Origin of the sequence: Paraburkholderia diazotrophica, assembly GCF_038900755.1 — a bacterium.
GTDB lineage: Bacteria > Pseudomonadota > Gammaproteobacteria > Burkholderiales > Burkholderiaceae > Paraburkholderia > Paraburkholderia diazotrophica_A.
Map to the genome: position 1 here is coordinate 371,247 of NZ_JBBPEN010000003.1, position 26,368 is coordinate 397,614.

26 protein-coding genes and 1 pseudogene are annotated in these 26,368 nt (G+C 61.2%); 7 read left to right on the forward strand and 20 right to left on the reverse strand.

Features of this window, described 5'->3' with window-relative positions; genetic code table 11:
* The first annotated feature begins 14 nt into the window (after positions 1–14).
* The 5 genes from AABE10_RS11625 to AABE10_RS11645 are packed head-to-tail and all read left to right on the forward strand — an operon-like array spanning position 15 to position 5,221.
* Positions 15–1,097 carry an ABC transporter substrate-binding protein gene (locus AABE10_RS11625; protein ID WP_342933394.1) on the forward strand — a complete coding sequence of 361 codons (1,083 nt, stop codon included), beginning with the start codon at positions 15–17 and terminating at the stop codon, positions 1,095–1,097.
* A 10-nt stretch (positions 1,098–1,107) separates the two neighbouring features.
* Positions 1,108–2,259, forward strand: coding sequence for an ABC transporter ATP-binding protein (locus tag AABE10_RS11630; RefSeq protein WP_342933395.1), 1,152 nt, complete (start codon positions 1,108–1,110; stop codon positions 2,257–2,259).
* A gap of 2 nt (positions 2,260–2,261) precedes the next feature.
* Complete coding sequence (locus tag AABE10_RS11635) at positions 2,262–3,536, forward strand: ABC transporter permease (protein ID WP_342933396.1); 1,275 nt, start codon at positions 2,262–2,264, stop codon at positions 3,534–3,536.
* A gap of 2 nt (positions 3,537–3,538) precedes the next feature.
* Positions 3,539–4,393 (forward strand): ABC transporter permease, encoded by an 855-nt coding sequence (locus AABE10_RS11640; protein WP_342933397.1) that lies wholly within the window; start codon positions 3,539–3,541, stop codon positions 4,391–4,393.
* A 9-nt stretch (positions 4,394–4,402) separates the two neighbouring features.
* Positions 4,403–5,221, forward strand: a complete 819-nt coding sequence (locus AABE10_RS11645; protein ID WP_342933398.1) for an N-formylglutamate amidohydrolase — start codon at positions 4,403–4,405, stop codon at positions 5,219–5,221.
* A gap of 593 nt (positions 5,222–5,814) precedes the next feature.
* Here the strand turns inward: AABE10_RS11645 and AABE10_RS11650 are convergent.
* From AABE10_RS11650 to AABE10_RS11665, 4 genes are read right to left on the reverse strand one after another with little or no spacing between them, the layout of a single operon-like run.
* Positions 5,815–6,744, reverse strand: a complete 930-nt coding sequence (locus tag AABE10_RS11650; protein ID WP_342933399.1) for an electron transfer flavoprotein subunit alpha/FixB family protein — start codon at positions 6,742–6,744, stop codon at positions 5,815–5,817.
* The gene (locus tag AABE10_RS11655; protein ID WP_342933400.1) at positions 6,745–7,494 is read right to left on the reverse strand and encodes an electron transfer flavoprotein subunit beta/FixA family protein; all 750 of its coding nucleotides are present in this window, start codon (positions 7,492–7,494) and stop codon (positions 6,745–6,747) included.
* A complete protein-coding gene (locus tag AABE10_RS11660; protein ID WP_342933401.1) occupies positions 7,491–8,165 on the reverse strand; it encodes a HutD/Ves family protein in 675 nt (224 codons plus the stop codon). Before AABE10_RS11660 ends, AABE10_RS11655 begins: the two co-directional genes overlap by 4 nt.
* A 1-nt stretch (position 8,166) precedes the next feature.
* The gene (locus AABE10_RS11665; RefSeq protein ID WP_342933402.1) at positions 8,167–9,354 is read right to left on the reverse strand and encodes an FAD-binding oxidoreductase; all 1,188 of its coding nucleotides are present in this window, start codon (positions 9,352–9,354) and stop codon (positions 8,167–8,169) included.
* Between the two features lie 185 nt (positions 9,355–9,539).
* Here AABE10_RS11665 and AABE10_RS11670 point away from each other — a divergent pair, with 185 nt between their 5' ends.
* Positions 9,540–9,725 (forward strand): hypothetical protein, encoded by a 186-nt coding sequence (locus AABE10_RS11670; RefSeq protein WP_342933403.1) that lies wholly within the window; start codon positions 9,540–9,542, stop codon positions 9,723–9,725.
* 55 nt (positions 9,726–9,780) lie between these two features.
* Here AABE10_RS11670 and AABE10_RS11675 read toward each other — a convergent pair.
* From AABE10_RS11675 to AABE10_RS11735, 13 genes and pseudogenes are all read right to left on the reverse strand, one after another.
* Positions 9,781–9,939: pseudogene (locus tag AABE10_RS11675) on the reverse strand (4Fe-4S dicluster domain-containing protein); the annotation flags it as partial.
* A 258-nt stretch (positions 9,940–10,197) separates the two neighbouring features.
* Complete coding sequence (locus AABE10_RS11680; protein WP_428983299.1) at positions 10,198–11,454, reverse strand: conjugal transfer protein TraB; 1,257 nt, start codon at positions 11,452–11,454, stop codon at positions 10,198–10,200.
* Positions 11,455–11,642: 188 nt separating this feature from the next.
* Entirely contained in the window at positions 11,643–11,993 is a 351-nt protein-coding gene (locus AABE10_RS11685; protein WP_342933846.1) for a DUF3085 domain-containing protein, read from the reverse strand.
* Between the two features lie 44 nt (positions 11,994–12,037).
* Positions 12,038–14,335 carry a DEAD/DEAH box helicase gene (locus AABE10_RS11690; RefSeq protein ID WP_342933847.1) on the reverse strand — a complete coding sequence of 766 codons (2,298 nt, stop codon included), beginning with the start codon at positions 14,333–14,335 and terminating at the stop codon, positions 12,038–12,040.
* 120 nt (positions 14,336–14,455) lie between these two features.
* Entirely contained in the window at positions 14,456–15,067 is a 612-nt protein-coding gene (locus AABE10_RS11695) for a hypothetical protein (RefSeq protein ID WP_342933405.1), read from the reverse strand.
* Positions 15,068–15,369: 302 nt separating this feature from the next.
* Positions 15,370–15,822, reverse strand: coding sequence for a hypothetical protein (locus AABE10_RS11700; protein ID WP_342933406.1), 453 nt, complete (start codon positions 15,820–15,822; stop codon positions 15,370–15,372).
* Positions 15,823–15,894: 72 nt separating this feature from the next.
* A complete protein-coding gene (locus AABE10_RS11705) occupies positions 15,895–17,013 on the reverse strand; it encodes a DUF6094 domain-containing protein (RefSeq protein ID WP_342933407.1) in 1,119 nt (372 codons plus the stop codon).
* A gap of 53 nt (positions 17,014–17,066) precedes the next feature.
* On the reverse strand, positions 17,067–17,630 hold the full coding sequence (locus AABE10_RS11710) for a DUF3275 family protein (RefSeq protein WP_342933408.1): 564 nt from the start codon (positions 17,628–17,630) through the stop codon (positions 17,067–17,069).
* 276 nt (positions 17,631–17,906) lie between these two features.
* A complete protein-coding gene (locus AABE10_RS11715) occupies positions 17,907–18,323 on the reverse strand; it encodes a hypothetical protein (protein WP_342933409.1) in 417 nt (138 codons plus the stop codon).
* Positions 18,324–18,560: 237 nt separating this feature from the next.
* Positions 18,561–19,205: a hypothetical protein gene (locus AABE10_RS11720; protein WP_342933410.1), complete on the reverse strand. Its 645-nt coding sequence runs from the start codon at positions 19,203–19,205 to the stop codon at positions 18,561–18,563.
* Positions 19,206–19,238: 33 nt separating this feature from the next.
* Complete coding sequence (locus AABE10_RS11725) at positions 19,239–19,658, reverse strand: antirestriction protein (RefSeq protein WP_342933411.1); 420 nt, start codon at positions 19,656–19,658, stop codon at positions 19,239–19,241.
* A gap of 503 nt (positions 19,659–20,161) precedes the next feature.
* The gene (locus tag AABE10_RS11730) at positions 20,162–21,016 is read right to left on the reverse strand and encodes a DUF3577 domain-containing protein (RefSeq protein ID WP_342933412.1); all 855 of its coding nucleotides are present in this window, start codon (positions 21,014–21,016) and stop codon (positions 20,162–20,164) included.
* Positions 21,017–21,401: 385 nt separating this feature from the next.
* Positions 21,402–21,794, reverse strand: a complete 393-nt coding sequence (locus AABE10_RS11735) for a helix-turn-helix transcriptional regulator (protein WP_342933413.1) — start codon at positions 21,792–21,794, stop codon at positions 21,402–21,404.
* Positions 21,795–22,117: 323 nt separating this feature from the next.
* Between AABE10_RS11735 and AABE10_RS11740 the strand changes: the two genes are divergently transcribed.
* Positions 22,118–22,537: an ACT domain-containing protein gene (locus tag AABE10_RS11740; protein WP_342933414.1), complete on the forward strand. Its 420-nt coding sequence runs from the start codon at positions 22,118–22,120 to the stop codon at positions 22,535–22,537.
* Between the two features lie 40 nt (positions 22,538–22,577).
* Here the strand turns inward: AABE10_RS11740 and AABE10_RS11745 are convergent, their stop codons facing one another.
* The 3 genes from AABE10_RS11745 to AABE10_RS11755 form a co-directional block, all read right to left on the reverse strand.
* A complete protein-coding gene (locus AABE10_RS11745) occupies positions 22,578–23,426 on the reverse strand; it encodes a nucleotidyl transferase AbiEii/AbiGii toxin family protein (protein ID WP_342933848.1) in 849 nt (282 codons plus the stop codon).
* Positions 23,427–23,457: 31 nt separating this feature from the next.
* Positions 23,458–24,483, reverse strand: coding sequence for a type IV toxin-antitoxin system AbiEi family antitoxin (locus AABE10_RS11750; protein ID WP_342933849.1), 1,026 nt, complete (start codon positions 24,481–24,483; stop codon positions 23,458–23,460).
* 535 nt (positions 24,484–25,018) lie between these two features.
* The gene (locus AABE10_RS11755) at positions 25,019–26,197 is read right to left on the reverse strand and encodes an aminotransferase class V-fold PLP-dependent enzyme (RefSeq protein WP_342933415.1); all 1,179 of its coding nucleotides are present in this window, start codon (positions 26,195–26,197) and stop codon (positions 25,019–25,021) included.
* Positions 26,198–26,368: the final 171 nt, after the last annotated feature.

Consider the following 26,368-nt stretch of genomic DNA (forward strand, 5'->3'; position numbering starts at 1 on the left):
GTAAAGGGGTTAGTATGCAAATCCGCAAAACATCGAAGCACGCTCGGACCTGTCTCTTCGTGTTGCTGAGCGCGATTCTTCCTGTTACGTCTGCCAGTGCCCAACAACTGGTCGTCGCCTCGTTCGGTGGGGCATATACCGCAAGCCAGTCGAAGGCCTTCTTTGAGCCGTACGCCGCAAAAACCGGGACCAAAGTCCTTCCCGCTGACTACAACGGCGGGCTGGCAGAGCTTCGTTCGCAGGTGCAGGCGGGCTCCGGTGCGTGGGACGTGATCGATCTTGAATTCCAGGATGCAGCTCGCGCCTGCGATGAAGGCTTGATCGAGCCGATCAAGCCGGGTTCGCTTCCAAACGGTCAGGATGGCAAGCCCGCATCTTCCGACTTCGTGCAGGGTTCTTTGATGGATTGCGGCGTCGGCACGATCCTCTGGTCGAACGTGATTGCGTATGACAAGCGCAAATTCACCGGGGCGCAGCCTACAACAATTGCCGACTTCTTTGATCTGAAGCGGTTCCCGGGCAAGCGCGGGCTAAGCAACAAACCGAACGGAAACCTCGAGTGGGCGCTCATGGCTGATGGCGTACCGCGAGACAAGGTTTATGCAACCCTGCGCACGCCGGCCGGCCTCGAGCGTGCGTTCAAGAAACTCGACACGATCAAGGCGAACGCGATCTTCTGGGGGGCGCAGGCACAGTCCGTCCAGCTTCTCGCCGATGGAGAGGTCGTGATGACAGAAGGCGGCAATGGCAGATTCACAGACGCCATCACCAAGGACAAGAAGCCTTTCGGTATTCTCTGGCAAGGCCAGATTATCAACGGTGACGTGTTTGCTGTATCGAAGGCCAGCAAGAATAAAGCGCCTGCGCTCGATTTTATTCGCTTTGCCACTTCGGCGCCTCAGCTTGCTGCGCAGACAAAATACATCAGCTATGCCCCCGCGCGTCGTTCCGCATTGCCATTGGTGGACGCATCGCTGCGAGAGAATCTGCCGACATCGCCTGCGAATCTGAAGGTTGGTCTCGCCAGTGACACGGCGTTCTGGAACGACGAGCAGGACGAAATCAATCGCCGTTGGGCTGCGTGGATAGCCCACTAAGAGGAACGTTATGAACATGCTAAACGTCTTCCACCAGCGAGAACAGGGTGCTGAACGAGCCGATAGTGACCACGTTGTTTTCTCCCAGGTCGAGAAGAGCTACGACGGCAATACGCACGTCGTCAAATCACTCTCGCTCTCAGTCAAACGTGGCGAGTTTCTCACGTTGCTGGGTCCGTCAGGCTCTGGAAAAACGACGACGCTGATGATGCTTGCAGGCTTCGAGGCACCCACTGCGGGGACGATTAGCATCGGTGGCGTGAATCTGACAAACACGCCACCACATAAGCGGGGCATCGGCATGGTGTTCCAGAACTATGCCCTTTTTCCTCACATGTCGATTGCGGACAACGTGGCGTTTCCGTTGGCCGCAAGGAAGATGCGAAGGAGCGAGATCGCCGAGCGCGTGGCACGGGCGTTGGAGATGGTCAAAATGCAGGATTATGCGTCGCGCCGGCCCGCGCAGCTTTCAGGGGGACAGCAGCAGCGCATTGCGCTGGCTCGAGCGCTTGTATTCGAGCCAACTCTTGTCCTGATGGACGAGCCGCTTGGCGCGTTGGACAAACAGCTTCGCGAGCACATGCAGACTGAAATCAAGCACCTGCACAAGATGCTGGGCGTTACCGTCGTGTATGTGACCCACGATCAGGACGAAGCTTTGGCGATGTCCGATCGGGTCGCCATTTTCAACAATGGAGTGATCGAACAGATCGGGCCGCCCACTGAGATTTACGAATCGCCGAACACCGAGTTTGTGTCGCGGTTCGTCGGCGACAACAACCTTCTGGAAGGGGTTGTGGACGACTGTTATATATCAGAAAGCGGGGGTTATCGCGCAAAGATCACGCACGGCGCTTGCCGATTTGAAGCGGTGGCCACCAAGCCACTTGCGTCGGGTACGCATATCACCCTGGTGTTAAGGCCGGAAAGGGTGTCACTTGCTGGACAGGACGGATCTTTTGAGAACCAGGTGAGTTCCCAGATTGTTGAGTCGACGTATTTCGGCGATCACGTTCGCCTGACATGCCGTATCCCCAGCGGCAACGAAATCATCGTGAAACTGGCGAATACGTCGAGTCTGGGTTCCCTTCAGGCCGGGCAGACGTTGCCTATCGGCTGGCGCTCGGCTGATAGCCGTGCACTACTGGCAATAGGAGGATAGCGATGAGCCCGATGACTATGGCCGAGACGCACAGCCAGGACGCTTCATTTCAGGAACAGTGGGGCGCCGCATTGAAAACGCGCGTTCAAAAAGCACGGCGGCGCGAGACGCGCAAGTCGTTGTTGCTGGTCGCGCCCGTGATTCTGTTCCTCATGCTGACCTTCCTCGTGCCAATCGCCAAGATGTTTCAGGTCAGTATCTATGATCCGACATTGCGTGATCTTCTGCCAAATACAGCTCGTACGCTCGATGGTGGTTCGAAGGTGACAACGGGGAACCAGGTCTGGCAGAGCCTGGCCCGCGATCTCGTTTCGGCCAGAGATCAGGGCAAGCTGGGCATTGTCGCGAGCCGACTGAACGCTGAGCACCCAGGGCTGCGATCCGTCGTAGAACGTACTGCTCGGCGCGCAGCGGCTACTGACGATGCGCCTACCGCCCAGTGGTTCGCAAATGTCGACCCGACCTGGGGTGAACCCGAAATAATGCCCATGCTGGCGCGTGCCACCCGCGCATTCACATTCGACAACTATCTATCGGCGTTGGACTTCCGCCGCGATGAAAAAGGAAGTATTGCCTCCCAACCGCAGGATGAGCGGATTTACCGGTCGTTATATTTAAAGACTTTTGGGGTGGCTGTCGCCGTAACGGTTTTTTGCGGTGTAATGGGCTATCCGATCGCTTACCTGATGGCAACGAGCTCGAAGGCAACCGCGAACAGACTGATGATCCTGGTGCTGGTTCCATTCTGGACATCCATGCTGGTTCGGGTTACCGCATGGATGGTGCTGCTGCAGTCCCAAGGCGTTGTGAACGATCTTCTCGTGCTCGCTGGCGTGGTAAATGAGAACAATCGCGTAATGCTGATCTACAACCTTACCGGCACCTTGATTGCGATGACACACATCTTGTTGCCGTTCTTCATACTTCCGCTTTACAGCGTGATGGTCGCGGTACCTCCCAGTTATATGCGGGCCGCGCAATCGCTCGGTGCCGGACGGTTTAGTGCCTTCTGGAAGGTCTATTTCCCTATCACGCTCCCAGGCGTCGGGGCCGGCGCGCTGCTGGTGTTGATTTTGGCCCTTGGGTACTACATAACACCGGCTCTTGTCGGTGGACAGTCGGGACAGATGATCTCCAATATGATCGCCTTCAATATTCAGACCTCGCTCAACTGGGGTCTCGCGGCTGCACTGAGCATCGTGCTACTGGTTGTCGTGCTGGCCCTTTATTTCGTCTACAACCGTCTGGTTGGTGCTGAAAACCTGAGGATGGGGTAAGCATGAACATTCATACCCAGCCGTTTCGCTCGCCCGTCGAGAAAGGATGGAATGTTCTTTTTGTATTGATCTGCACGACAATCTTCCTTTTTCTTGTCGCGCCGATCCTGGTAATCATTCCTTTGTCCTTCAACGCCGAGCCCTATTTCACATTCACACGGGCAATGTTGCACTTGCATACCGATGCGTGGTCCCTTCGTTGGTATGACTCATTCTTTAGCAACCCTCGCTGGTTGCTTTCGGTGAGGAATAGCCTCATCGTCGGCGTCGCGACCACCATTCTCGCGGCGTCAATCGGGACCGCGGCAGCGTTAGGTTTAAGGCAGCGCCTTCTGCCTGGCAGATCGCTCATGATGAGCTTTATTCTTGCACCGATGGTGGTGCCGACAATCGTTACAGGCGCCGGAACCTATTTCGTTTTCGCAAAAGTTGGCCTGGTCGATAATCTCTGGGGGCTGATTGCCGCGCATACTGCGCTCGGGATTCCATTCGTCGTAGTCACCGTCCTTGCTTCTGTCAGCGGCCTGGATCGATCGTTTGAAAGAGCGGGCGCGATCATGGGGGCGCCACCGTGGATGGTTTTTCGCAAGGTCACACTACCACTCATCATGCCGGGCGTAACGGCGGGCGCAGTCCTGGCCTTCATCACCTCTTTCGATGAGGTTGTTTTCGCGCTGTTTCTGTTGCCAAGTCCGCAGTACTTCACATTGCCCAGGCAGATGTGGTCCGGCCTTCGCGAGCAAATCAGTCCCGCGATTCTGGCCGCGGCGACGCTCTGGATATTGCTCTCATTGGTCATGATGTGGCTCGTCGGCGCACTTCGCAAAAGAGCGGCGCTTGCGCGACGATCGTCGTAGGGGCGCCCCGTGTCTCATCCCGGTCGCGTAATCGTCGAACGCGGTATTTCACCGCTGCTCGTCCTGACGCCCCATGCCGGTAGGCAGATCCCGCAAGATTTCATCCGTCCGCGAGGTCGGGAGGCGATGCAGGGGGACATTGCAGACCCGGCTGGCGAAATCGTCCGGACAGTGGCACGAACCCTCAACGCGTCCTTGATTGGCGGACCGTATCATCCATGCGTAATCGATCTGAATGTTGATGCGGACGATCCGGATCTTACGCCGCATTTCAATCGGCTGAGAGTCTGCCCGTCCCACACAGCCGATGGTGAAGCGCTCTATGATGACGACGTCGGATACGAACGGGCGGTGCACGCAAGGGTCGCACAATACTGGCGACCTTTCCACGACGCCGTCACTCAGGAGCTTTGCCGTCTGCATTCCATGCATACCCGCGTGCTCGTATTTGTCACTCATGCGAGACAATGGTTGCATTATCCTGCCAAGCGAGATTACCTCGCAGATTTCGCATTTTCGACGCACTTAGGCCGATCCGCCGACATCCGCCTGGTCGAGGCACTAACGGCCAACGTCGAGCGAGGTGGGTACTCGTGGGTACTGAATCCTGGCGACGCCGGTGGCGTCGCTGCGCAGAGATACGGCAGTCCGGGGAAGGGAGTGCACGTTATCGAGGTTGAGATCGGCGCACGATGGCGAAGAGGCTGTACGTTCGATTCAAGTCTGCGACCAGCAGTCGTCACCGAGGACGGCCCGGAGGGTTTGGCTTCGATTCTCGCAAACATGCTCAACACCCTTGGCTCCAGGCTGGTGGAGATTGATCGCTGAGACGTTGATAAACGACTGTTCATCGAGGTAGAGCGAGTTCGCGGTGCGAAGACTCGCGACTTGCGCTCTGCACTTGCGCTGTTTGCGGGAGCGACGCATGTTGTGCTTGTGGCGGTGGGATTTCATGTGGACATCGTTGCGCGTAAGTATCGTCAAACGGGTAACGCTTTTTTTTCTGCTTCGCGTGATGACGTCAGTCGGGCGCTTATAGTAACACTCACGGCTCAAGCGCATGCAGTGGCTCGAGTTAGGCGGCGTGGTCTCGGTCGGGGCGCGGACCATCTGGTCGCGAGGGGCATTTCCGAGCGTGCTTGTCGCGTTCGGCTATCCGGTCATACGTCGTACCGGGCGGGAACGGGCGTACCGGATGCCGTGAAGCGCGTTATAGAGGGCGTGCTGCTGGTCATTACCGCACGCGACGACGATCGCATCGCACTTTTACGGTTCATGTGAATGCGGTGCGCCGAGCTGGCGTGGCACGGGAACGGTGGTCCTGAAAGCCCACGCTTCGGGAACCATAGATATATGATTATCGGGGAACAGGGACGCCTCCTGAGATTGCGCCAGGAGGGTCGTCCTGCAAACACTCTCCGTCAAATCCGGCTCGTTAGTTCTGGCAAGACGGTAAAAAGGTCATCCACTAGGCCGTAGTCGGCAACACTAAAAATCGGCGCTTCCGTATCTTTATTGATGGCGACGATCACCTTTGAGTCCTTCATCCCGGCGAGATGTTGGATCGCGCCGGAAATGCCGACCGCGATGTAGAGTTGCGGTGCGACAATCTTGCCGGTCTGTCCGACCTGCCAGTCGTTTGGCGCGAAGCCTGAATCCACCGCGGCGCGCGATGCACCTACTGCCGCGCCGAGCTTCTGCGCCAGCGGATCGAGTAGCGCGAAGTTGTCTGCGCTGCCCATGCCGCGACCGCCCGACACGACGATGGTTGCCGACGTCAGTTCTGGCCGCTCGCTTTTTGCGAGCTCGCGACGAACGAAGCGTGCGCGGCGCGTGCCTTCGCTGGCGTCGTGCGTTTCGATCGGCGCGCCGCCCCCATCCGAGGGCGCAGCATCGAATGCAGTCGTGCGAATCGTCGCGACCTTGATCGGGTCGTCGCATTGCACCGTGGCGATCGCGTTGCCCGCGTAGATCGGGCGATCGAAGGTATCGGCCGAATGAATCGCGGTAACATCGGAAATTTGCGAGGCGTCGAGTTTCGCGGCGACACGCGGTGCGACGTTCTTGCCGGAGGCGGTCGCGCAGAACAGCACGTGCGTGTACGACGGCGCGAGCATCAGCACCTGCGTGGCGACGTCCTCGGCGAGACCGTCGGCGAGCTGCGGCGCGTCAATCAGGATCACCTTGTCGACGCCTTGTATCGCGGCGGCTACTTTCGCGACGGCGCCTACATCGTGCCCGACGACGAGCACGTGCACACAGTCATTCAACTGGCGCGCAGCGTTCACCGTGTGCAGCGTGGCGAGCTTGAGCACAGAGGCTTCATGGTCGGCAATGACGAGAGTGGTCATTCAGATTACCTTCGCTTCGTTTCTGAGTTTGTCAATCAGCGTGGCGACGTCAGGCACGCGCACGCCGGCCTTGCGCGCTGCCGGCTCGACGACTTTCAGCGTCTTCAGGCGCGGCGCCGGATCGACCCCGAGTTCGGCCGGTGTGAGGATATCTAGCGGCTTTTTCTTCGCCTTCATGATGCTGGGCAGCGTCACGTAACGCGGTTCGTTCAGACGAAGATCGGTTGTCACGATAGCCGGCAGGTCGAGCTCAATCACTTCGAAGCCGCCGTCCACTTCACGCGTGACGGTTGCCGTGTTGCCCTGAATCTCAATGGCGCTCGCAAACGTGGCCTGCGGCCAGTCGAGCAGCGCGGCGAGCAATTGGCCTGTCTGTCCGGCGTCGTCGTCGATGGCCTGCTTGCCAAGAATGACCAGTTGCGGCTGCTCGCGTTCGACCGCCGCCTTCAGCAGCTTCGCGACTGCAAGCGGTTGCAGCTCAACGTCTGTCTGAATGTGCAGCGCGCGGTCCGCGCCGATGGCGAGCGCCGTGCGCAGCGTTTCCGCGCTCTGCGTCGGGCCGCACGTTACTGCGATGACGTCGCTAGCGTGGCCGGCTTCCTTCAGGCGCGTCGCCGCTTCGATGGCGATCTCGTCGAACGGATTCATCGACATCTTCACGTTGCCGATATCGACGCCCGTCTGGTCCGCCATCACGCGAACCTTCACGTTGTAGTCGACAACACGTTTCACTGCTGCCATGACCTTCATGCATGCTTTCCTTTGCTGGGGAGAGAGTCGGCGTGCGCGGCGTGCCAGCCGCGTGACACGGGTTCAATGATGACAAGCGCGCCGTATGGCGCGGGGGCATGTGTTGGTGCTTCGGTTGAGACTTCGCCGTCGTCTTCGTCGCGCGACGGCGCAATATCGAGCGCAGGGCCGTCGGCGAGTCGCGTCGCGATGTGCGCAGCGTCGAGCACAATGGCGGCTCCGCTGTCTGTCGCGCTAACGATGCAACTGCCGCACAGCGTTACAATAAGCACAAAGCAGCCGGCCTGCACATACGCCGCTTCGTACAGCGGCGTGATGTGCGCGCGGTAGCGCCCGCGCGCGGCCATCGCGTTGAGCTTGATGACAGGGCCGTCGCGCAACGTGGCCTGCCAGGTGGTGCCCCCGTCGTATTCGGATGGGCGACCGGGTTGCAGTTCGACGCGCGTCGTGCCTTCGTCTAGCGTGACGCCTGCACCTTGCATCACGAGCGACACGCGCGTCATGCCGGCGAACCGCGAGTATGGACCGTCGCGTTCGACGTCCGCGAGGCTGATGCGCCAGCCGCCGTCGACGTCTTCCGCGAGCATCCGCATGATGCCGCCGCCGTTGCGCCAAGGTTGCAATGCGAACGACGTGAGCGCCCGGATCGCAAGGCCGGCGGCTGTCTTCACGTCAGGAGACGGCGCCGAGCCCATACTTGCCGGTCAGGAGCTTGCCGGTTGTGAAGCGTTCGATCGAATACGGTTTGAGCGATACATCCGTCTGCAAACCGAGCGCGCATTGCGCGAGGATCTTGCCGACCGTCGGCGAGAGCTTGAAGCCGTGGCCCGAGAAGCCGTAGCCGACCACCAGACCTTCGATGCCCGGCAGCGGACCGAGCACCGGATTCCAGTCCGGCGTCACGTCGTACACACCCGTCCACGACGACGCAATGCCCGCAGTCTCGTAGGCGGGGAACCGCTCCGCGACCTGCGCGCCGACGTCGACGATGTAGTCCATCGGAATGTCGCCCTGTTCGGTGTCGGCAGTGTTCAGTTTTTCTCCGACCACGCCTTCGCTGACCAGCATCTGATTGCCGCCGTAGCTGCGGTAATAGAGCATGCCTTCCGACGCGAGATCCTTAAACACGGGCATCGTGAATGTGTAGGGCGCTTCCGCACATTCGAGCGCAAGTACCGCGTGACGCTCGGGGGCAATCGGCAGCGTCTTGCCGGTCCAGCCGGCGAGTTCCGGCGTCCAGATGTTTTGCGTGCTGATGACGGTGCCGGCCGCGAAATCTCCGGCGCTGGTCGATACGCCGACCACCTTTCCATTTTCGATGAGCAACTCGTTGACGGCGACGTTTTCGCGGATTGTTACGCCGCCGCGACGCGCGGCGCGCGCAAAGCCGGTCGCCGTGAGATAGGCGTCGGCGAAACCGGCTTCTGGCTCGTAGCCGATGAGCGCAGCATCGTCGAAGGTGGCGATCGGCATCAGTTCTTGTGCCTGGCGCGCGTCGAGCAGTTCGAGCGGAATGCCCTGCTGCTTCTGTTGATCGAGCGATGCACGCAGTGGTTCGAGCTTGTCATCGTCGGCTGCGACGATCATGTAGCCGCATTTGACGAGGCCGCACGACGCTTCGTCATCTCCGAGATAATTGGTGAAGTCGTTGAACACCGACCAGGACTTGCGCGCCAGTTCGACGTTTTCTTTTACCGAATAGTGCGTACGCAGGATCCCGGACGACTGAGCCGTTGTGCCGGCGCCGACCGTCGCCCGATCAAGCACCAGCACACGCTTTGCACCGAGCTTTGACAGGTGAAAGGCAACAGACGTCCCGATCACACCCGCGCCTATCACAACCACATCGTACTTGTTCACGGACGCATGCCCCTTGTGAGATTGATGTGCCCAGTCTGCGCTTCACCGCGGAGGCCTACGTTTGCATAAGCAAATCTGTTAATCGCCCATAAGATGAAGCTCAGGCGCGAGAGATGTGACAGAAACACTCGGATGGGTGGCACTATGGAGTCTTACCATGTACTCGGGCGGGTGAAAAAATCCAGATGCAAGAGATTGCAAGAGGTGCTTTCGTGGCGATGGCTGCAATCGCGATCGCATTGTCAAGTTGCCTGGCTGCGCGCTGTTCGTTGCGGCTTTTCCTGTCACCGCCGCGCGCGGCGGTGGTTTCCGAGGTGATCGGCCTGGCCATGCTGATTGCCTCGTGTGCTTATTATTTTAGCGGCGGTTGAGCATAGTCGAGCCAACCATCCACCGCATGGTCGGGAATGCAACGGAGGTCACCGGTTATAGGACACACACGCTGCTACATATCCGTGTAGTTACGCCGCCGCCTCCCTCCGGCTGCACCCAGACAATGTCCTGAGTCGGAACCTTGAAGTCGCATGTCTTGCAATGCACACAGTTCTGCGCATTGATAACCAGCCGCTCGTGACCATCTTCGGTGGCGCCTTGCATAAGACAGACTTGCGCTTCGTTGCCAATACAAGGGAGACTTTTTTTCCGGATCGCGATTGTGACCCCGGACGATTTTCTTGTTAGCAACGATGCCGTGTGCGCATGATTGCAAGGGCAAACCAAACGAAGCCAAATCGACACAGCAGCCGTGTCGACTTGCACAGAGGGGTACGTCCGCGTTCGGCATCAGGTCAACGCGGTGCGGGAACATGATGGATTCCCAACGCCTGCGCGCGAGGACCGCAGTTACCGGTTCACCGCGCGCAGCAATGGCACGCCGGACAGGCGGGCGATTGCTGCGATACCCTGGTGCTGGATGTGTGCGAGCGCGAGGTCGGAATCGAACCAGCTGTTGGACAGGCTGACGATCACATCGGGCGATTGCAGCAGGATGCGCCAGTGCGGCCACCACAGCAGGTCTTCATAGCAGACCGAGAAGGCCACGCTTTTACCTGCGACCGCGACGTATGGCTGGGTGGGATTGCCGCGGATCGCGCTGACGGCCGCACCTGGGCGCCACAGCGCCGCCGGCACCGGCTGGCGACTGTCCAGGCGGCCGTGGTCCGGGCCGACGATGACCGCGCTGTCGGTGTACCGGAACGGCGCGCGGGACGCGGTTAGGTCCATGCCGACGATCAAAGTTCGCTTCGCTGCGGCGAATGCCTGGATGTCGTCACGCCACCAGTAGCCCATCGCCGGGCGCCACAGCCCCACGATTTCCTCCGGAAGGACCACAACAGTGGCGCCTTCGCTGAACGCACGCTGTGCGATGGCCTGGACCTGTTGGGTCCGGGCATAGAGCGACGCATAGCTGGACTGATCGAGCCGGCCGAGGCGTGTGTCGAGTGCTGTCCACCGGGACGGTACGACTGGCGCGCTCGCCACGCTGCGCGCGAGGAGGGATAGGATCACAAGCAGCGTTGCCACCCGTCGGGCGAAGCGGGCGCGTGAGACGGCGGCCGCGCACGCGGTGGCGGTCATGCCGAGCACCAGACCTGGCGCCTTCCAGCCGGGAAACAGGGCGCTGGCGACATATGCCGGCGATAACCACCCAATGATCCCGAGTGGCGGTACGGTCACGAGCACCGTCGCGATGGTGGCGCACATGGCGTGGCGCGCGGCGCTTGAATTCGATTCGGGCTTGAGTATGGCCCACGGTGTCGCCAGTACGCATGCCTGCGCAATCCAGAACGCGATGCCGAGCGCGAGTGCTTCAGGTCGCGTCAGCTCTCCATGGCCGGAAAAGAAGCGCATGCACACGACGGGAATGTCGCGTGCGCCGGCGAGGTAATAGCCGACCCAAATTGCGAATGCCGAGGTGTGTCCACGCACGCGCGACCACACGGCCGGCAGGAGCAGCAGGAGTATCTGCCAGTGCCCCGGGTACCATGTGGCCAGCGCTACGAGCGCACCGCTGGCGACCGATGCCACGCATGCGAGCGTATATGGAAGTGGCTTGACAGTTGCGCGCGCGGGCGGAAGAAGTGGCGGCAGCGAAAACATGGGGTTCACAGGGAGGCAGTGGTCAATGGAACGGTCGATGCCGGCCGGTCTTTCCCCTGTGATGCGCGCGCTGCACCGCCGAGGATAGGACAGGTTTCGCTCGCGCGCTACCGTCGATACAAAAGGCGCCCGGTCCCGGAAGGGATCAGGCGCATCGTGTTGAATGGTAGGGAAAAGCAGGGAGACTTTCAGGACTGCGGCGCGACCGCGTCGATGTAGAGGTAACCGGCGTCGGCCCCGATCCGGAGATCGAAGCCTTCGTCGATTACGCGGTCAAAGACCGCATCGTTGGGATCAAGCCGTTCGGCGAAATCATCGCCACCGAACTCTGTCCGGGCGCGCTCCCACCAGTCGTCGAATGGCGCCGTATCGGGATTGCATTCAACGGCCCACGCGATGATGCTGCGTCGGCCGTTTTTCATTTCGCCTTTCTCCGGGAGCATGTAGACGCCGTGATCCTTGACCAGCACGATTCGACATTGCCGTGTGCGGGCTTCGCAGATCACGGGGCACAGATCCGCTGCGACGAAGTGGATCATGATGAGTTCCTCCATGAGGGGATGGTTGGGAGATGCGGTTCCGGCTATTCCTGGCTCACGAGTTGCCGCGCGAGCGCAACTTCGATGCTCTCTCCGCCCTGATTGAGGATGTCGAGACCCGACTCGGGCATGTCGCCGGAGGTGGACTGCGAGACGGCGATCTTCTGTGCCATGAGCTTCAGACACCGCATCTGCGCGGTCCCCTCATAACCAAGAAAACGTACCCTGACGTCGAGCGTTTGCCCGATACGCCAGCTGCGGCGTGCGGCCTGCTGCAGCGTATAGACGTTGTAGCCGGACTGGAGAAAGGCGATGGTCGGGAACTCGAGCAGATCGAGGCCGGTTTTGACCAGCTCGGGGTTCGTGATGATGACGTCGGCGCCACGCTCCAGTTGATCGGCGACCCAGTCCTCACGTTTCTCGGCAGGGACACTTGCGCGAAGTACCGATGCCCTGACGCCGACCGCATCGAAAAGGTTCTTCAGTCGTACCGACGTATCGCGCGTTCCCGTGTAGGTCGTATAGACCAGCGTACGCCGGCGGTTCAGCAGTTCGCCGCAAACGAGTCGCAGCAGCTCCTCTTCCTTGGGACCGGGTTGATCGTCGCGCAGCAATGCAGGCACGCTAGCGAGGATCCGCTTCGTGCGAGGGTGACGCACGACTTCAGGACGGAAGCAGCATTCCGGCCACGCGAGCAGCGCATTGAGCACCACGCCGAGCAGACTCTTGTCGCCGCAGCGTAACGCCGCGCGCAATTCCGATGTCAATGTCGATTCGAGCATGCGATAGGCTGCGGCCATTTCTTCAGTCAGTGCGACCGGCAGCAGGGATTCGTCGTAGGGAGGCAGGACGTTCTGGCCGATCTGCGAGAGCTTGAGGAAGGCCGTATACGGCACGACGTACCGCATGATGCCCTTCGGGCCGAAGCCTGGACCCTTCACCGTGGAAACGCTCTTGCGATCACCTTTCGCAGTCCGGTGCGAGCCTTCGTCGACCTGCTTGTGGATATCGATGAGCACGCCGTGCTCGCGCATGAACGCCATTGTTGCGGCCGCCATCGAGCCGTTGCTGTTGTAGTTGAACCCGTCCTCGATCAGCATGGCCGGATTAAGGCGATAAAGCAGGTGATACAGGTCGTCGGCGTAGCCGCCCATCAACGTGCCCGTGAGCAGCAACGTTTTCGATGCCTTCCGGGCGAGTACGCCCATTGCCTGGCCCTGGGCGGAGTTTTCGTTCTTGTATTCGTGGCCTTCGTCGGCGATCAGCAGACCAAAGTAGCCTTGTGGCAGATACCGCTTAACGAACTCTGAGGCCTGGTAACCGCCTTGTCCGAACGAGATTTCCGTGTGGGCGAGCGCGCGTTCCATGCGCTTCGCCTGCCGATCCGAGAACACGAGTTCGCCGCTGTCGTCCATCAGGTTAATGAACTCGTACAGGTTATCCTGCAGCATGTCCGCGAGCATCGATTCGCCAAACCGGGAAAGCAGGCGTTCGGCGGTTTTTTCGCCGACGGTAGGCATCTGTAGCAGCGCTCCCTTCACGAGCTCGCGCATCGACCGCGTGCCCTGGCCTTTCGGTGCCAGCGTCCACAGTCGTTCGCCGCAACTGCACGCGCGACGCTTCTCGTTGAGCGCGGGCCGAGCCTGGGTCGGTGTCAGCGGGTTGCCATCTTCGTCGCACACGAATTCGCCACAGGCAGGGCAGCATGCAAACACGCGCGTGATGGCGTCCGTCTCCATATCGAGCGTTGCGACGCGGCGCGCGAAGGCAGGTTTCCAGTCGAAGCCCATGCGCATACGCACGCGGCCGAGTATAAAAAACTCAGGTACCGTTGGCCGCGAACGCATGACACGGAGCTGGAGAAGCTTGCGCAGAGTGTCCGGGCCATTGAGGATCCAGACGCGGGCATCGGACACCGTGCGTTTGATCTCACGTCGCCACTTATACACGAGGTGCGGCGGCGCGATGACCAGGGTGCGCGGGAAGCCGCAATGATGGAGCAGGACAGCCACACCGATGCCCATCAGCGTCTTGCCAGTACCCATTTCGGCATTGATGACACCGCCCGGTGCGTGTTGCGTCAACAGTGTCGTGATCGCATGAATCACTTCCCGTTGCGCCGGGAACGGTTGTCGCATCAGTTCGTCGAGCAGTGCGTCCCATCGTGAAGAACGCTGTCCATCATAGATCGACGGGTTTTGTTGGCGGACGGCGTCGAGCAGGCCGGCGCCAAAGTTCGAGATGAAGTCCGGCAGGGCGATCACGTCGCCGGCATTGTCGTCAGCTGCGATGTCGCCGCGTGCGGCATCGCCGTCGACGACGGCGGATTGCAGATCTTCCATGATGCGTCTCCAGAAGATGCGGGCCACGTGCCCCCGGGACGGGATGCGGGTCCCGCTGGATGAGAGAAATTGAAGGAAGGCCGCTCATGACTTCAGAGGCGGCCAGCTCAGTTAGCCGCGTTAGTCGATTGCAAGCGCACCGCTGCGGACGAAGCCGGAAATCGCTTCAGTGAACGAGTCAGGAAGCACGATCCGGAATGCGTCGAGGCGTCCGACGGGTGCAGAGGGCGTCTCGTCGAGCCTGCTGACCAGTCGGTTACCGAGTTCGGCGAGGACCAGCGAGTGCCAGTGCGGCAGCAGCGGTATCGGACTGAGCTGTTCAATCAGCGACCACACGCGGGCTTCCAGCGACGCCTCGTCATACGCCTGTGTCTCACGGTCAACCAGCAGCCATGCCGAGCCGGTGGTTTTGGACGGTGTCAGCAGCGACTCGTCGTAGATCCAGGTATGCACGAGGTTGCCGAAGAGGTTGTCCTTCGGCAGACGACCGCTGTATTTGTCCAGCCGCCGCGGATCGCCGATCGCTACGGCGGCGATCGTCTGGGCGCTGTCAGGGTCAATCAGGGTGATCTGACGGATGCCGCCTTCCTGGACGCCCAGATGCAGCGAGGCGTACAGCTGCTGAACGGCGCCATCGCGACCGAAGACCGATACGAGGGCGAGCTCACCGTCGGGTGCACGCACGCAGGCGTCGATGAAGATGTCCTGCAGTTCCTTGATGGGATACAGCATGGGGTGCTCCAGCGTGAATGCCCGGCGCACCCACCGGGCGCTGACCCGGGCGGGTTAAAGGACCATTCCGTGGCTCCTGCAAGGGAGCTGCCGCTGCGCAGACGAAGGCGCCGGAAAGAAGCGGTTCGGGTACGGCTGAAGGTGTCGCGTCACGGGCGACAACGGGTCTGCTACCGGCAGACCAGCGGGAAAACGTGCAGCGTGCAGCGCGAAGCGCGAAGCGCTTTTCCGGAACGTTCGCGCGAACGGTCAGGGAAAGCGCCCTGACGGCAGGGCGCGCGGATGTGCAGAACAGCGGCGGGTCAGCATTCGGACAGTGTTTCCAGCAGCGCACGAAGCTCGCGTACCTGTCCAACAGCAAGGGTTATTGGCACCAGGGCTTCGGGATGCCAGGTCTCGATCGCTTCTGGTCGAGGCAACCGTTCGTCGACGAGTCGCGCGAACGCCAGGAGCGGGTGTGCGGCTGCGTGCAGTCGCACAGCACGGACCGAGACGTCGGCGGCCGGCCATGCGGTGACGCCCGTTGCATCGAAACTGAGGATCTGTCCATCGAGTTCCTCATAGTCGTCGTAGAGCAGCGGCATGTGCGGCCCGTCATCCCACAACGTACCGGCGTCGAATGCCGCACGCGCGATGGCGCAGGCAGCGTCGGCACTAGTCGCGCGGATGCCCACGACGACCCGGTGCGTATGGTCGAGGCTATAGCCGACCAGGTAAGCAGGCAGTGGCTGGTTGGCGGAGTTTGTACCAGTCATGATTCGGGTTTCCTTATTGGGCGGAACCCGCCCTCCGGGTCAAGCCCCGCGGGGTTGAAGACGTGACCCGCACTAGCGGATCGAAACAATCCGACCGAGATTCGGGCCAGGCGTGAAGTCAATTCCAGCGATGGTCGGAACAAACCGGTCGCGCATCAGGATCGTGGTGCGGATGTCACCCTTGTCCGTTTCCTCGATCTGGACTTCCTGTTCTTTCTGCTTGATGGTGTCGCCGCGGATGAGCAGACGCGTGCCGTCAATGCCGGTGACCACGCCGGTGATCTGCCCGGCCGCAAGCGCCAGCGCAAGATGCCAGTCAGAAAGGTCGCGCAGCGGTCGGCGCGGCTTGACCGCCCTTGACGAGAACATCGCGGCGAACTGCGTCCAGAGCGTGGCGTGCTGCAGGCGCCGCAGTTCGTGCTCGAGCTGCGGCGCATCGACCCGTGTGGACACGAAGGCAAATTCGCCCACCGTCGAAGGGATGCGATACGGCTCTGCTGCCCGGTCCTCGGGCAACTCCGGGGGCAGTTCGCCGTCGCTGATTCGTGCGAGGCGTGCGGCCAGTGCCGTGTCGACGCCATCGGCCCGACGCTTGACGCCGAAGAGGACAAGCTGTTTGAACGTCTGATCGGGCGCGAGAAACACTTCGACCTGTGCGAAGTTGCGGGCAATCATCGTGGCGAATTCGCGGTCCATCACGTAGTACGGCACGATCAGCACGAGCACGCCACCAAACGCGAGCCACGGGACCGTCTTCAGATAGAAGAGCTTTTCCAGGCGATCGGGCTGACGCTCGCCAGTCTGGGCCTTGTCCGATACGACATCGCCATACGGCGGGTTCAGGAACAACAGTCCCATGCTGCGTGCCGTGACGAACATGTCCTGGACGTCGGTGTGTGCCGCGGTGTCCAGCACGTCCTTCGCGTGCCACGCACGCTCACGGTCATACTCGACGCCGAACGTGCGGATTGTGTCGGGCGTCCCGCACTGTTGCGCGAGTGCCTGTTTCAAGTCGTGCAGCGCGGCGCCTTCACCGCAGCAGGGATCGAGCAGCCGCACGGGGCCGTCGGAATCGGTCAGCGCGAGCGCGGGAATGATCCGCTCAAGCGTGACCGCATCGGTGGGGAAGTACCCATTGCGAATGAAATTTCGGGCGAGACGAGGAAAGATGAGGGCCATGTCGAACTCCATCGAGGCGTGCTGTGTCGCCGGCCCGAGGGCCGGGCACACGAGAGTGGAAGGAATCAGGTCTTGAGCCAGGTCTGGGTGGAAGCCTGGAAGGCGTAGCCGAACGCGCGAAGCTGGTCGCGCTGCTGACGGAACACGCCGCGATCGACGGTCGGATCGAGCTTGACCGGCTCGCCCGCTACCATCGCGTCGGCCAGTTCGGTGCCGAACAGATCGGGCAGATACAGCTCGCCAGATTCGCCTGCGGGTTGCGGGGAAGTCAGTGGCGTTTCATGGGTACGCGCAAGCGCTGTGGTACCGGCTGTCCGTTCTTCATCGGCCGGATCCGGCTCCGCCGACGAGGCCGGTTGGTTCGTCTCGCTGAACGGCTCGTCGTTGTCGAGCTGCGCATCGGCGAGCCTCGCGCGGATTTCGACGGTGACCTTGCCGTACCACACGTAGCTGTGCGGATAGATCTTGTCGATGAGGAACGTCCCGGTGTAGGCGCCCGGCTCGAACTGCTCGAGCACCTTGTCCTTGACCTTGAATTCGCCGACGGATGTGGTCAGTTCACCGACCTGGAACGGGCCGTTGCTGCCCTTGATGGTGCGCACGTCGAGCGTGCCGGAAAGAGAGATCACGATGCCTCCAGAAAGTGAGGCGGGACGCACCCTCGCGGGCATGGCGTCCCACGGTTGGGTTGAAGAGATACGGATCGATCCCGTCTGACAACGTGACGGGCAGGTAACCGGCGAGTGCGCCGGAACCGGCTATAGCTTTCGCGTGAAGCGGCGACGCACGGATCCGCATCGAACAGATCGAGAGGAACGGGTCTCGATTGAATTGCCACGAATGCGGCGCCTCAGAAATGACCCCGGCGACTGGGCCACGCGCCTATGCGGCGTTGACGAGCCTGGCTAAGCGGATTGCCGGACAGGTTCGTCGGCGCCTCGTTGCTCGACGATGTGATGAAAGAGCCGGGGCGGAAAGCCAAACAGCCGGCCGCCACTTTCGATGATCCACGTGCGATGACGCCGGCTGATGACGACAGCCTCGGTGATCGACAGCCCTTTGAGCGTCAACATGTCGCCGGGCCTCAACACACGCGAGCGCGCCGCATGCCACGCTCGGACCTTTTCGCGCCATGCCGGTGAAGCGGTCGGGACCATCTCGAGATACGCGAGCGGGCACGAGTAATAGAAGGGCTCCATTTCCTCGCACAGGTCCTTGTAACCCCAGCCGCCGCAGCCCTTGTCCCACGCGAGCAGGTCGCAGCCGATGTAACGCGACGGCATCTCGCCGGGGCGTTCAATTTCCCAAACCGTCCAGAGCACATTGCCGCTGCAACAGTGTCGCAGGCAGCGGCGTGAGCAGTCATCGTGCTCCGCGTTGCGCGTGAGGCGTGCAATCAGTTGCGCACGCGTTTGTCCATGACCAAAAAGCCAACCCATGGTGTACCTCGCACGGTGAGTCGAGGCATTTTTCCCAAAGCGAGTTTAATGCCCCGCGGGGAACGCACCGCTGATCTGGTGCAGGTGGAAGAATGAGGTGATGCGGTGACAAGTCTCTGGTCACACGCGCCGTTGCGAGCGAAGGTCGCGACCGATGACGGGGCGCACCGAGCTGATGACGAACACTGTCCAGTCGGCGAAGTACCGACCGTCGAAAACGATTGCGCCCGCGTTCAGTACGAGCTGGATTGGCATCGTGATCCTGCCGGTGGGCATCTCGCCGTCGGGTCCGGCGATGCGCTCCATGTCGGGGAAGAATCGAAGACCTTCGAACGGATCGAGGAATTCGAGTTTGAGGTCGCGGGCCTCGACAGTGTGGCAATAACGCAGCCGGCCGATCAGCGGGCCATCAAATCCTGTAACGAGCGGGGACGCAAGCGGATCGTCGCGTCCGTTGAAGAGCCCGAGGTAGAGGCCGTCGGGAAGATCGACGCTCTGCGCCGTATAGCGCGGCAATGTGCGCCCGTCGCGGCATTCAAAAGCCTGATGCGATGGGTTGTCGTCATCATCGGGCTGCTCGGCAGCATGAAGCTGTGACGCTGGAACGTGCTGGAAGCAGTACGCGCGTGCCAGTGACCCGTGACGCATGCTCGAATCAAAGCCGCTGATGGCACGGCGACAAGGGGCGATGGAAGTGCAGGTTGACATCGTTGTCTCCCGGAGTGTTGCGGAGACGCGCCCTGCGGGCAGCGTTCCGCAAGGCATGAGGGGTGGAGTGGGCGTCAGTCCGTCAGCCCATCAATCGATTGCCGCAAAGATCTCGCGCGCCTCTGGGTGAGACGGGACGAAGGCGAGCAGCCTGTGATAGAGCTCTGTGAACCTGGCGTCTTCTGTCGTCCACGCCATGGCGTTCAGGGCGAAGAGCGTGGCCACGATGCCGGCGGCGTCGCAGCTCATTTCGCCATCGTATCCATTGCCATCGCAGGTGATGGGCAGTGGGCCATCCAGACGGGGCGCCATGTAGAAGGCGTCGTTGGAGAGTTCGACGTAGTCCCAGAATCCACCGTGGTACGTCGCGCACAACGACGACATTGCGGTGTAGACAGCGACTTCCGCACGGATCATGTGCTTGCCGAAATAACGCGGCAGGATTTCCAACCGACGGTCCTCGGGTACAAGGGTGGCCACGATGCCGTGCGTTTCAGTGGTCTCGTTCATGACATCCTCTGGAAAAGGCGCGGAGGATGGCTGCCCTCGCGGGGAAGCGTATTCCCCGCGAGGGTTGAACAAAGGAACGACTTAAGAGCGGGGAAGCGAGCTATTCCGGACCCGGCATCATGGCGACGCCGGTACAGCCGTGCAGACAGTGGCACCGGAAGAGGGCTGTGAAGGTGTCGCCTGACGCGGCGACAGACGGACCTGCAACTGGCAGGTCGGCAGTGAACACGTTATGCCTCATTGTCCTCATCGGCGCCGACGGCAGTGAGGGCGAATGACGCATAACGCCTGGCAGTTTGCCCCTGCCAGGCGCGTGTCTGGGCCGGGACGATCGGTCCGGCGCAAACGGCACGGCGTAGTGGGGCCACCGTGTGCCCGGTTGACGATCTGCGGGACGGTGCCGGGTCTCCGGAGCGGGCTCGAGGAGCGTCGCTCTGGAAAGCCGGCAGTCCGATGGTGAGGGAGAGAAGCCCCCGCACGAGGCGGGGACCGAGGGGCGCCGGTTAATCTGCGCTGGCGGACGGGCGACGGGTGCTTCCATTCGCATGACGGCGCAGCGGCGGATAGCGGTTGCTTCGCGCGTTGGTGCGTTCGGCGGTGCGGTCGGCCGTGCGGTCAGCCGGTGCGGCATCGTTACTGGGGGCTCCGATATCGCGGCCGTTGGCCGGTTCCTCCGCAGAAGGCGTATTGCGTTGGTCGCGATCGCCCGTTGACAGTTCATGCCCGTTGACGGTCTCCGCGGAAGCGTCGGGGCCTGCTTCAGCATCGTCATCGCCTTCGTCACGGTAGATTTCCTGGCCGTCGACCTTGATCCAGAAGAGCTTGAGCAGACGCCCCTTGAGGACAGCGCCGGTTTCGCCCGCGCGATTGCCGGTACGCTCGAAGGTTCGGATGTAGTGGTCACCGGCGCGGAAGGAGACGAGGACCTTTACATCCGGATCGTTCGCGTCGTCCATCACTGCATGGACAGCTTCCTTCGCCTTCTCGCCTGAGACGATCAGGTCGAGCGGAAGATAGACGACGCCGTTCTCGACGTTCGGATCGCCATGAAACGCGGAGATGGCGCATGCGAGAAACGGTTTGGCCTTGCTGCGGCCATTTCCCCGGGCGGTCACGTCGCGCACGCGCGACAGATATCCGAGGCCTCGCAGATGAAGATCAAAGTACTTGCGAGGTTCGACTGACTGATTCATGGCGATTCTCCAGAACGAAAAAAGGGGAATCGCCAGCGCCCGTATCGGGGAATGGCAATTCCCCAGACGGGCACAAAGGAAGCTTCCGGTCAGATGACCTGCGGCGGTCCAGACAGTGGGACGAAGCACGACCGCAAAAGGTGTCGCGAGGGCGACGTGTTGCAAAGGATGCTGGATGGCTCCAGCGGGCGACTTCAATTGCGAATGATAGCCGGCGAGACGGGGAATTCAAGCCCACATTCTTGATATTTCTTTCGTAGTTCTTATTGATATCACTGGATTCGATTCGATCTCACGGTCAATCACGACGCTTGAGTGCTGGGCTGAAATCCGGCAGGGGACTCCTCGTCCCTGCGGCCTGGCGGGTGGGAGATGGTGAAAACGAATGGGCGGCCGCTCAGCCCAGTGGTCGGGTGCGGCTGGCCTGTATTGGAGTGCGGGATGACACCCGCCGACCCGCGAAGGGGCACGCTGACGCGCTGGCTAGAAAGAACCCCCAGTGGCGGTCAGTCGCCATTCGGGGACAATGTGGTGCGGACCGATCATGCGGTCAGGTGTGCTGTTTGCGCAAGCGGCGTTTGGCGGCGGGGCGTGCGTTGGTTGCCAGAGCGATGGCCTCATCCATCAGGCGTTCCAGCGCATCCTGCTGTATCGCGCTGAGCCCCGAGAGCTTCTGATGGATACGGGTGGCCCGGTCGGCCGGACCCGTGCCGGTTTCACCGAGAAATTCCGAAAGGCGACATTCGAGAATGCCTGCGAGCTGTGCCAGGCGCTCGATGCTGGGCGAGGTGACGCCGCGTTCGATATGGGAGAGCGACGCCTGGGCGAGACCTGCAGTCTCAGATAGCTGTTCCTGGGTCAGGCCGAGCGCCTTGCGCCGACGCGCAATGGCCTTGCCGATTGCGCGGACCAGATGTTCGTGCTCGCCTTGCTGCCGTGTCACCGCTGCTCCCGCCCTCAAATGCGGCAAGTGTGAGGTGATGGCCGGAAGCAAAGAAGGACTTGAAAACTAAAAATATGTGTAATACGTTATGTCCTGACGAATTTATGTCGATCTCGGCGCGGATGAACCAGGTTGCCCCTGTCGGGACGACTAATGGCGGGCAGGGCCGCGGAACACGGTCAGCGTATCGACGTTTGCCACGCGCATTCTGTCCGGGCTAGTTCGCTGGACTCGGCCACAATAGATCTGGGCAACGCGGGTACGCGTGCGATGGCGCGGCCAGAGTACTGTTCAATTTATCCTCTACCTGTACAGGGAGCACAGTGAGCCAACCGGTTTCGGATCTTGCAGAGCTGCTGGCGTCGATGCGGCCAGAGCTGAATGAAGGCGCCTATGTCTTTTCGTCGGTGCGGCCAGACAGGGATGTTTCTCGGCTCGCGCCTCTGGCGACGTTTCGCGAGAGTGAAGGGCTGACCGTCATCGTCGATGAGGCGACCGCGCTACGCGAGGATTTGCCGGTGCTTTTCCGGGCAGCGTGGATCACGTTGACCGTTCATTCCGATCTGCAGGCGGTTGGGCTCACTGCCGCGGTGTCAGAGGCGCTGACGAAGGCCCGCATCAGCTGCAACGTCGTGGCTGCGGCCTTTCACGATCATATTTTTGTGCCCGTCGAGCGTGCCACGGAGGCACTTGCCCAATTGACGGATCTCCAGGTGAGGGCAACACAGGGCGTGGCCGGCTAGCTGACCACGGGCAGGGAGGTCTTCCGTGGTCCCCAGGGCGTCATGCGCTGCCGCGACGCTGAACCGCCGCGAGAAATTCCCGACGGAACGAGTCAAACAGCTGACCCGTACGTTCGGTCGAATCGCTTCCGGGAATCCGCATGCGACTTGCCATCATGTGCGTGAGTATCAGCGGTGATGGTTCATCCGGTGCGAGCACGGCGAGGATCTGCGCGCTGACTTCCGGCGTAACGATATCGGCCATGTCCCGTCCAAGGAGAGCAGCCCCGGCGATGTCGGGGTCATGGTCGTGCTGTTCGATCAGGTCGAAATCATCATTGCCGTACAGCCTTTCGAGGTTTCCCGCCTCGCCATACCACGCGAGCAAGAAAAGCAGATCGCTCGCGTCCTTGCGATCTATACCGTGGCGATCCTGCCAGGCAATGACCTTGAGCATCGCCTGGGCCGGGAGCAAAGCGACGGGCACGACAAGGTCGGCATCCATGCGTACCGGCACCGCCGCGCGTAACGCTTCTTCGAAGCCAGCCACGTTCATGCGGATCGCATGGTCCGGTGGCCAGGCGATCTCGCCGCTGTCGTCCGCGATGCGCCCGAATGGCACGACGTCGAGCCATGTCCTGACGCCAGTTGCCGGCACCTGGTAGTGGAGCCGGTGCGTCGCGTTACCCCGTTGCTCGAAGTGACCGGAGGCAAGCAGTTGCGCTCTGAGCGCCTCATGCCCGGCCCAGCTTTCGATGGAAACGCCGATATCGACGTCTGCCGTGGCCCGTGTCGGTTCAATGTCGTGAACATGTGTGAGCAGCATGTCACGGGCGCTTGCCCCACCGACAAACCACTGGATGCCCTTTTCGGAAGCAGCGGCAGCCACTTCACGCAGAAGCGCCACCATTTCGGGGGGGAAAGGGCGATGCGGGCGAGGCTCAAGCGGGGAGATATTGTTCACGCACTAACCGGGCCGTTTCGAGATTGCGCGAGTCGCCACTCGCCACGAGATCAGCGTAGACGAGCATGGGCGGCGCGATGTTTTGCGGAAGTCCAGCCGTAGGCTGAAGCTGGATTGGGGACCTCAGGAATTCAATGTTGCCGTCGCGGTCAGGCCGCAGGCGAGCCTTCGCAATCCACTCCCTCGGTACCTCGCTCGCACAGTATACGGTGAACGTGGCTGGTTTCAGGTATTGGGTAAGGATGGCGGCTGCCGGCTCTCCACCAAACTGGCACCGGTCTGGAAGCTCGGGAACGCTTTTCCACCAGTCAGGGATGTCGGTGCGGAAGCGGCCGAGTTGAAGCGATCCACGCAACAGTGCCGGGTACAGCGTAGTCCAATCATCAATGAGCCGCGCTGGGTCGGCGAACTGCATGCCGTGCCCGCTGGGCTGCTCAATGAGGTCGCGCCGATCGAGCATGCCGTGAATGGCGTTCTGGACCGTTCCGTGGCTGACGCCAGCAACCTGTGCGATATCCCGGTAGGTCTTTTCCACCAGTGAAGGGACTGCGAGCAGGGCGAGCGCGACGCGCAGCGTCGATTTGGTCCACGTCCGGCTACGTGCTTGCAGGTCGCTGTCCGGGCGTGGGCGCCCAGACACGAGAATGACGCTATCGCCTAGAAGAAGGCTGGCGTTGCCGGCCAGGTCGAGCGCATCAACCTGCATGTCGCGGCACGCATTGACCATATTAGGGGACAGATATGATGTCACGAGCAGGATCCGGTCACCGTCGCCCGGCGAGGCCTGCGCGCGGACAGCGGCCAAGGTGCCGTAGCGGTCAATCGTTCGCTTGACATGCGCGAGGCGTTTATAGCGGCGGGCGCCGAGATGGAACTCCATTACGGCATCTGCGCCGGAGCGGGGTGGGGCCTTGCGCAGGTGGACAGGAACGCCGGTCGCATCGCCGAACGCGGTGGCGGCAGCTTCCAGCAGGGGAGGCAGATCGTGGGCGGCCGGATGCATGGCGAGGTCGCGGTTGTCCAAGTTTATTCATTGTACACGTCACGTGGATCGTATGAAAATTTGGACTCAACCGCGTCCGTCCGAAAATGAGGCTTGTCCACGCAACGTGGACAAGCGAAATTTTTGGACAAATGACTCTTCAGCCGGAATGGCTCGTCACGAGTATTGACGCTGCCGCAGGAGCGCCTTTTGCCGCCTGAATCGGAGCGACCGGTATCTGTGCCGACGGTCAAGCTGGCTGGAAGTGTGGGGTCGACCCGTTCCGGACGCTTCAAACGGTGCATGACAATGACCGCCTTGCATGTCGAATTGCCGCTTGTCGGCCGGCTTCAGCTCAGCTTTGCATACTTCGTCAAAGACTCAAAGACCGCGGTGACGGCCGCAGCAAAAAGCCAAACCCATGTCGATCTAACCCGGAAGACTGCTGCAGTCCCGTTCCGGAGACGTGAGCTTTGAGCCCTGAGCCTCAAAGGTCGCCAGCCTTTCTCGGCGCGCGTCTAAATCGGCGTTATCTGGGGGAAAACGACGGGTTCAGTCAAGCGTCTTTGACGGCGGCGCGCAGTGCATCGACAAATACGTCCAGATCCGCTTCGTTCATGTAGATATGCGGTGAGACTCGCAGACCTTCCAACTGTCCGACGCGTCGATATTTGACATGAACCGAGAAGGATTGTCGCAATGTCGCCTCGAGGGCTACCGCATCTACGCCGTCGATGGAAAACAGGCTCACCGCGCCCAGTGCATCCGTGTCGAGCGGCGTATGAATGCGCAAACCGTCGATGTCGGCTGCGCGCGCAATCCAGTAGCGAGTGAGCGCACTCAGTCTGGCGTGAATGTTCGTGACGCCGATCGACTGATGGAAGCGAATCGCAGGCTCAATGCCCGCCTGCAATGCCGAGTTGTAGGTACCGAGATTCCAGTGATCAAATTTGTCGATCGTATCGAGCGTCGCATCGAATGGCGCCAGCAATGGCCAGGTCCCGTTGATGCATTCCCGATTGACGACCAGCATGCCGTTGCCGACGGGCGCGCCAAGCCATTTATGCAGGCTTGTCACGAAGAAATCGCAGCCGAGCAGTCGAACGCTGATGGGTAACTGCGCGAATGATTGCGCCGCGTCAACGATGGTCGCGATGCCGTGTTGCCGCGCGAGCGCGATCAGGCGAGCGACAGGCAGTACTCTGCCCGTCCAGTGAATCATGTGCGTCAGGTGCATGACGCGCGTGACGGGACGAATCGCGGACGAGTACGCGGCGACGATCTCGTCGTCGCTTGCCAAAAGATCGAACGTCACGGTATCGACGACGATCCCCTCGCGCGTTTCGCGTTGCTGCCAACCTTGCAATGCGCTCGGATAGTCCCAGGGCGAAACAAGCACGCGGTCGCCGGCCGACAATGGGATACCGAAGATCGCAACGCTGAGTCCTTCGCTCGCGTTGCGATTCAGCGCGATTTCGTCGGCGGAGCAATCGGCAAGCGTCGCCAACTGCCGCTTGAGGTCCGGAAGCCGTGCATCGAGGCCGCTCCACATGTTGACGTCCGGATTTTTGCCGATGAAACGGAATGCGTCGATAACCGCCTGCTCGACGACGAGCGGCGGCGGACTGACGGCTGCGTTGTTCAGATTGAGTAGCGGATGCTGCGCGGGATATGACTCGCGAACGCGTGTCCAATCAACCTCGACGCTTGTTTCGCAGGGCGTACTGCCGAGCATGTCCCGCTCCGGTTCTAAGTTCGATGCGGCTCGGTATTGCAAGCCGAAGACAAATTTACCCGGCAACAGGCGGCCCGTGTAGCCAAATTGGCTCGGGAAACCGCACGAACATCAGGTTTTTGGCAGCGCGCGCAGAATATTGTGCCGCGCAGCCGCTAGCGACGCCCCTGC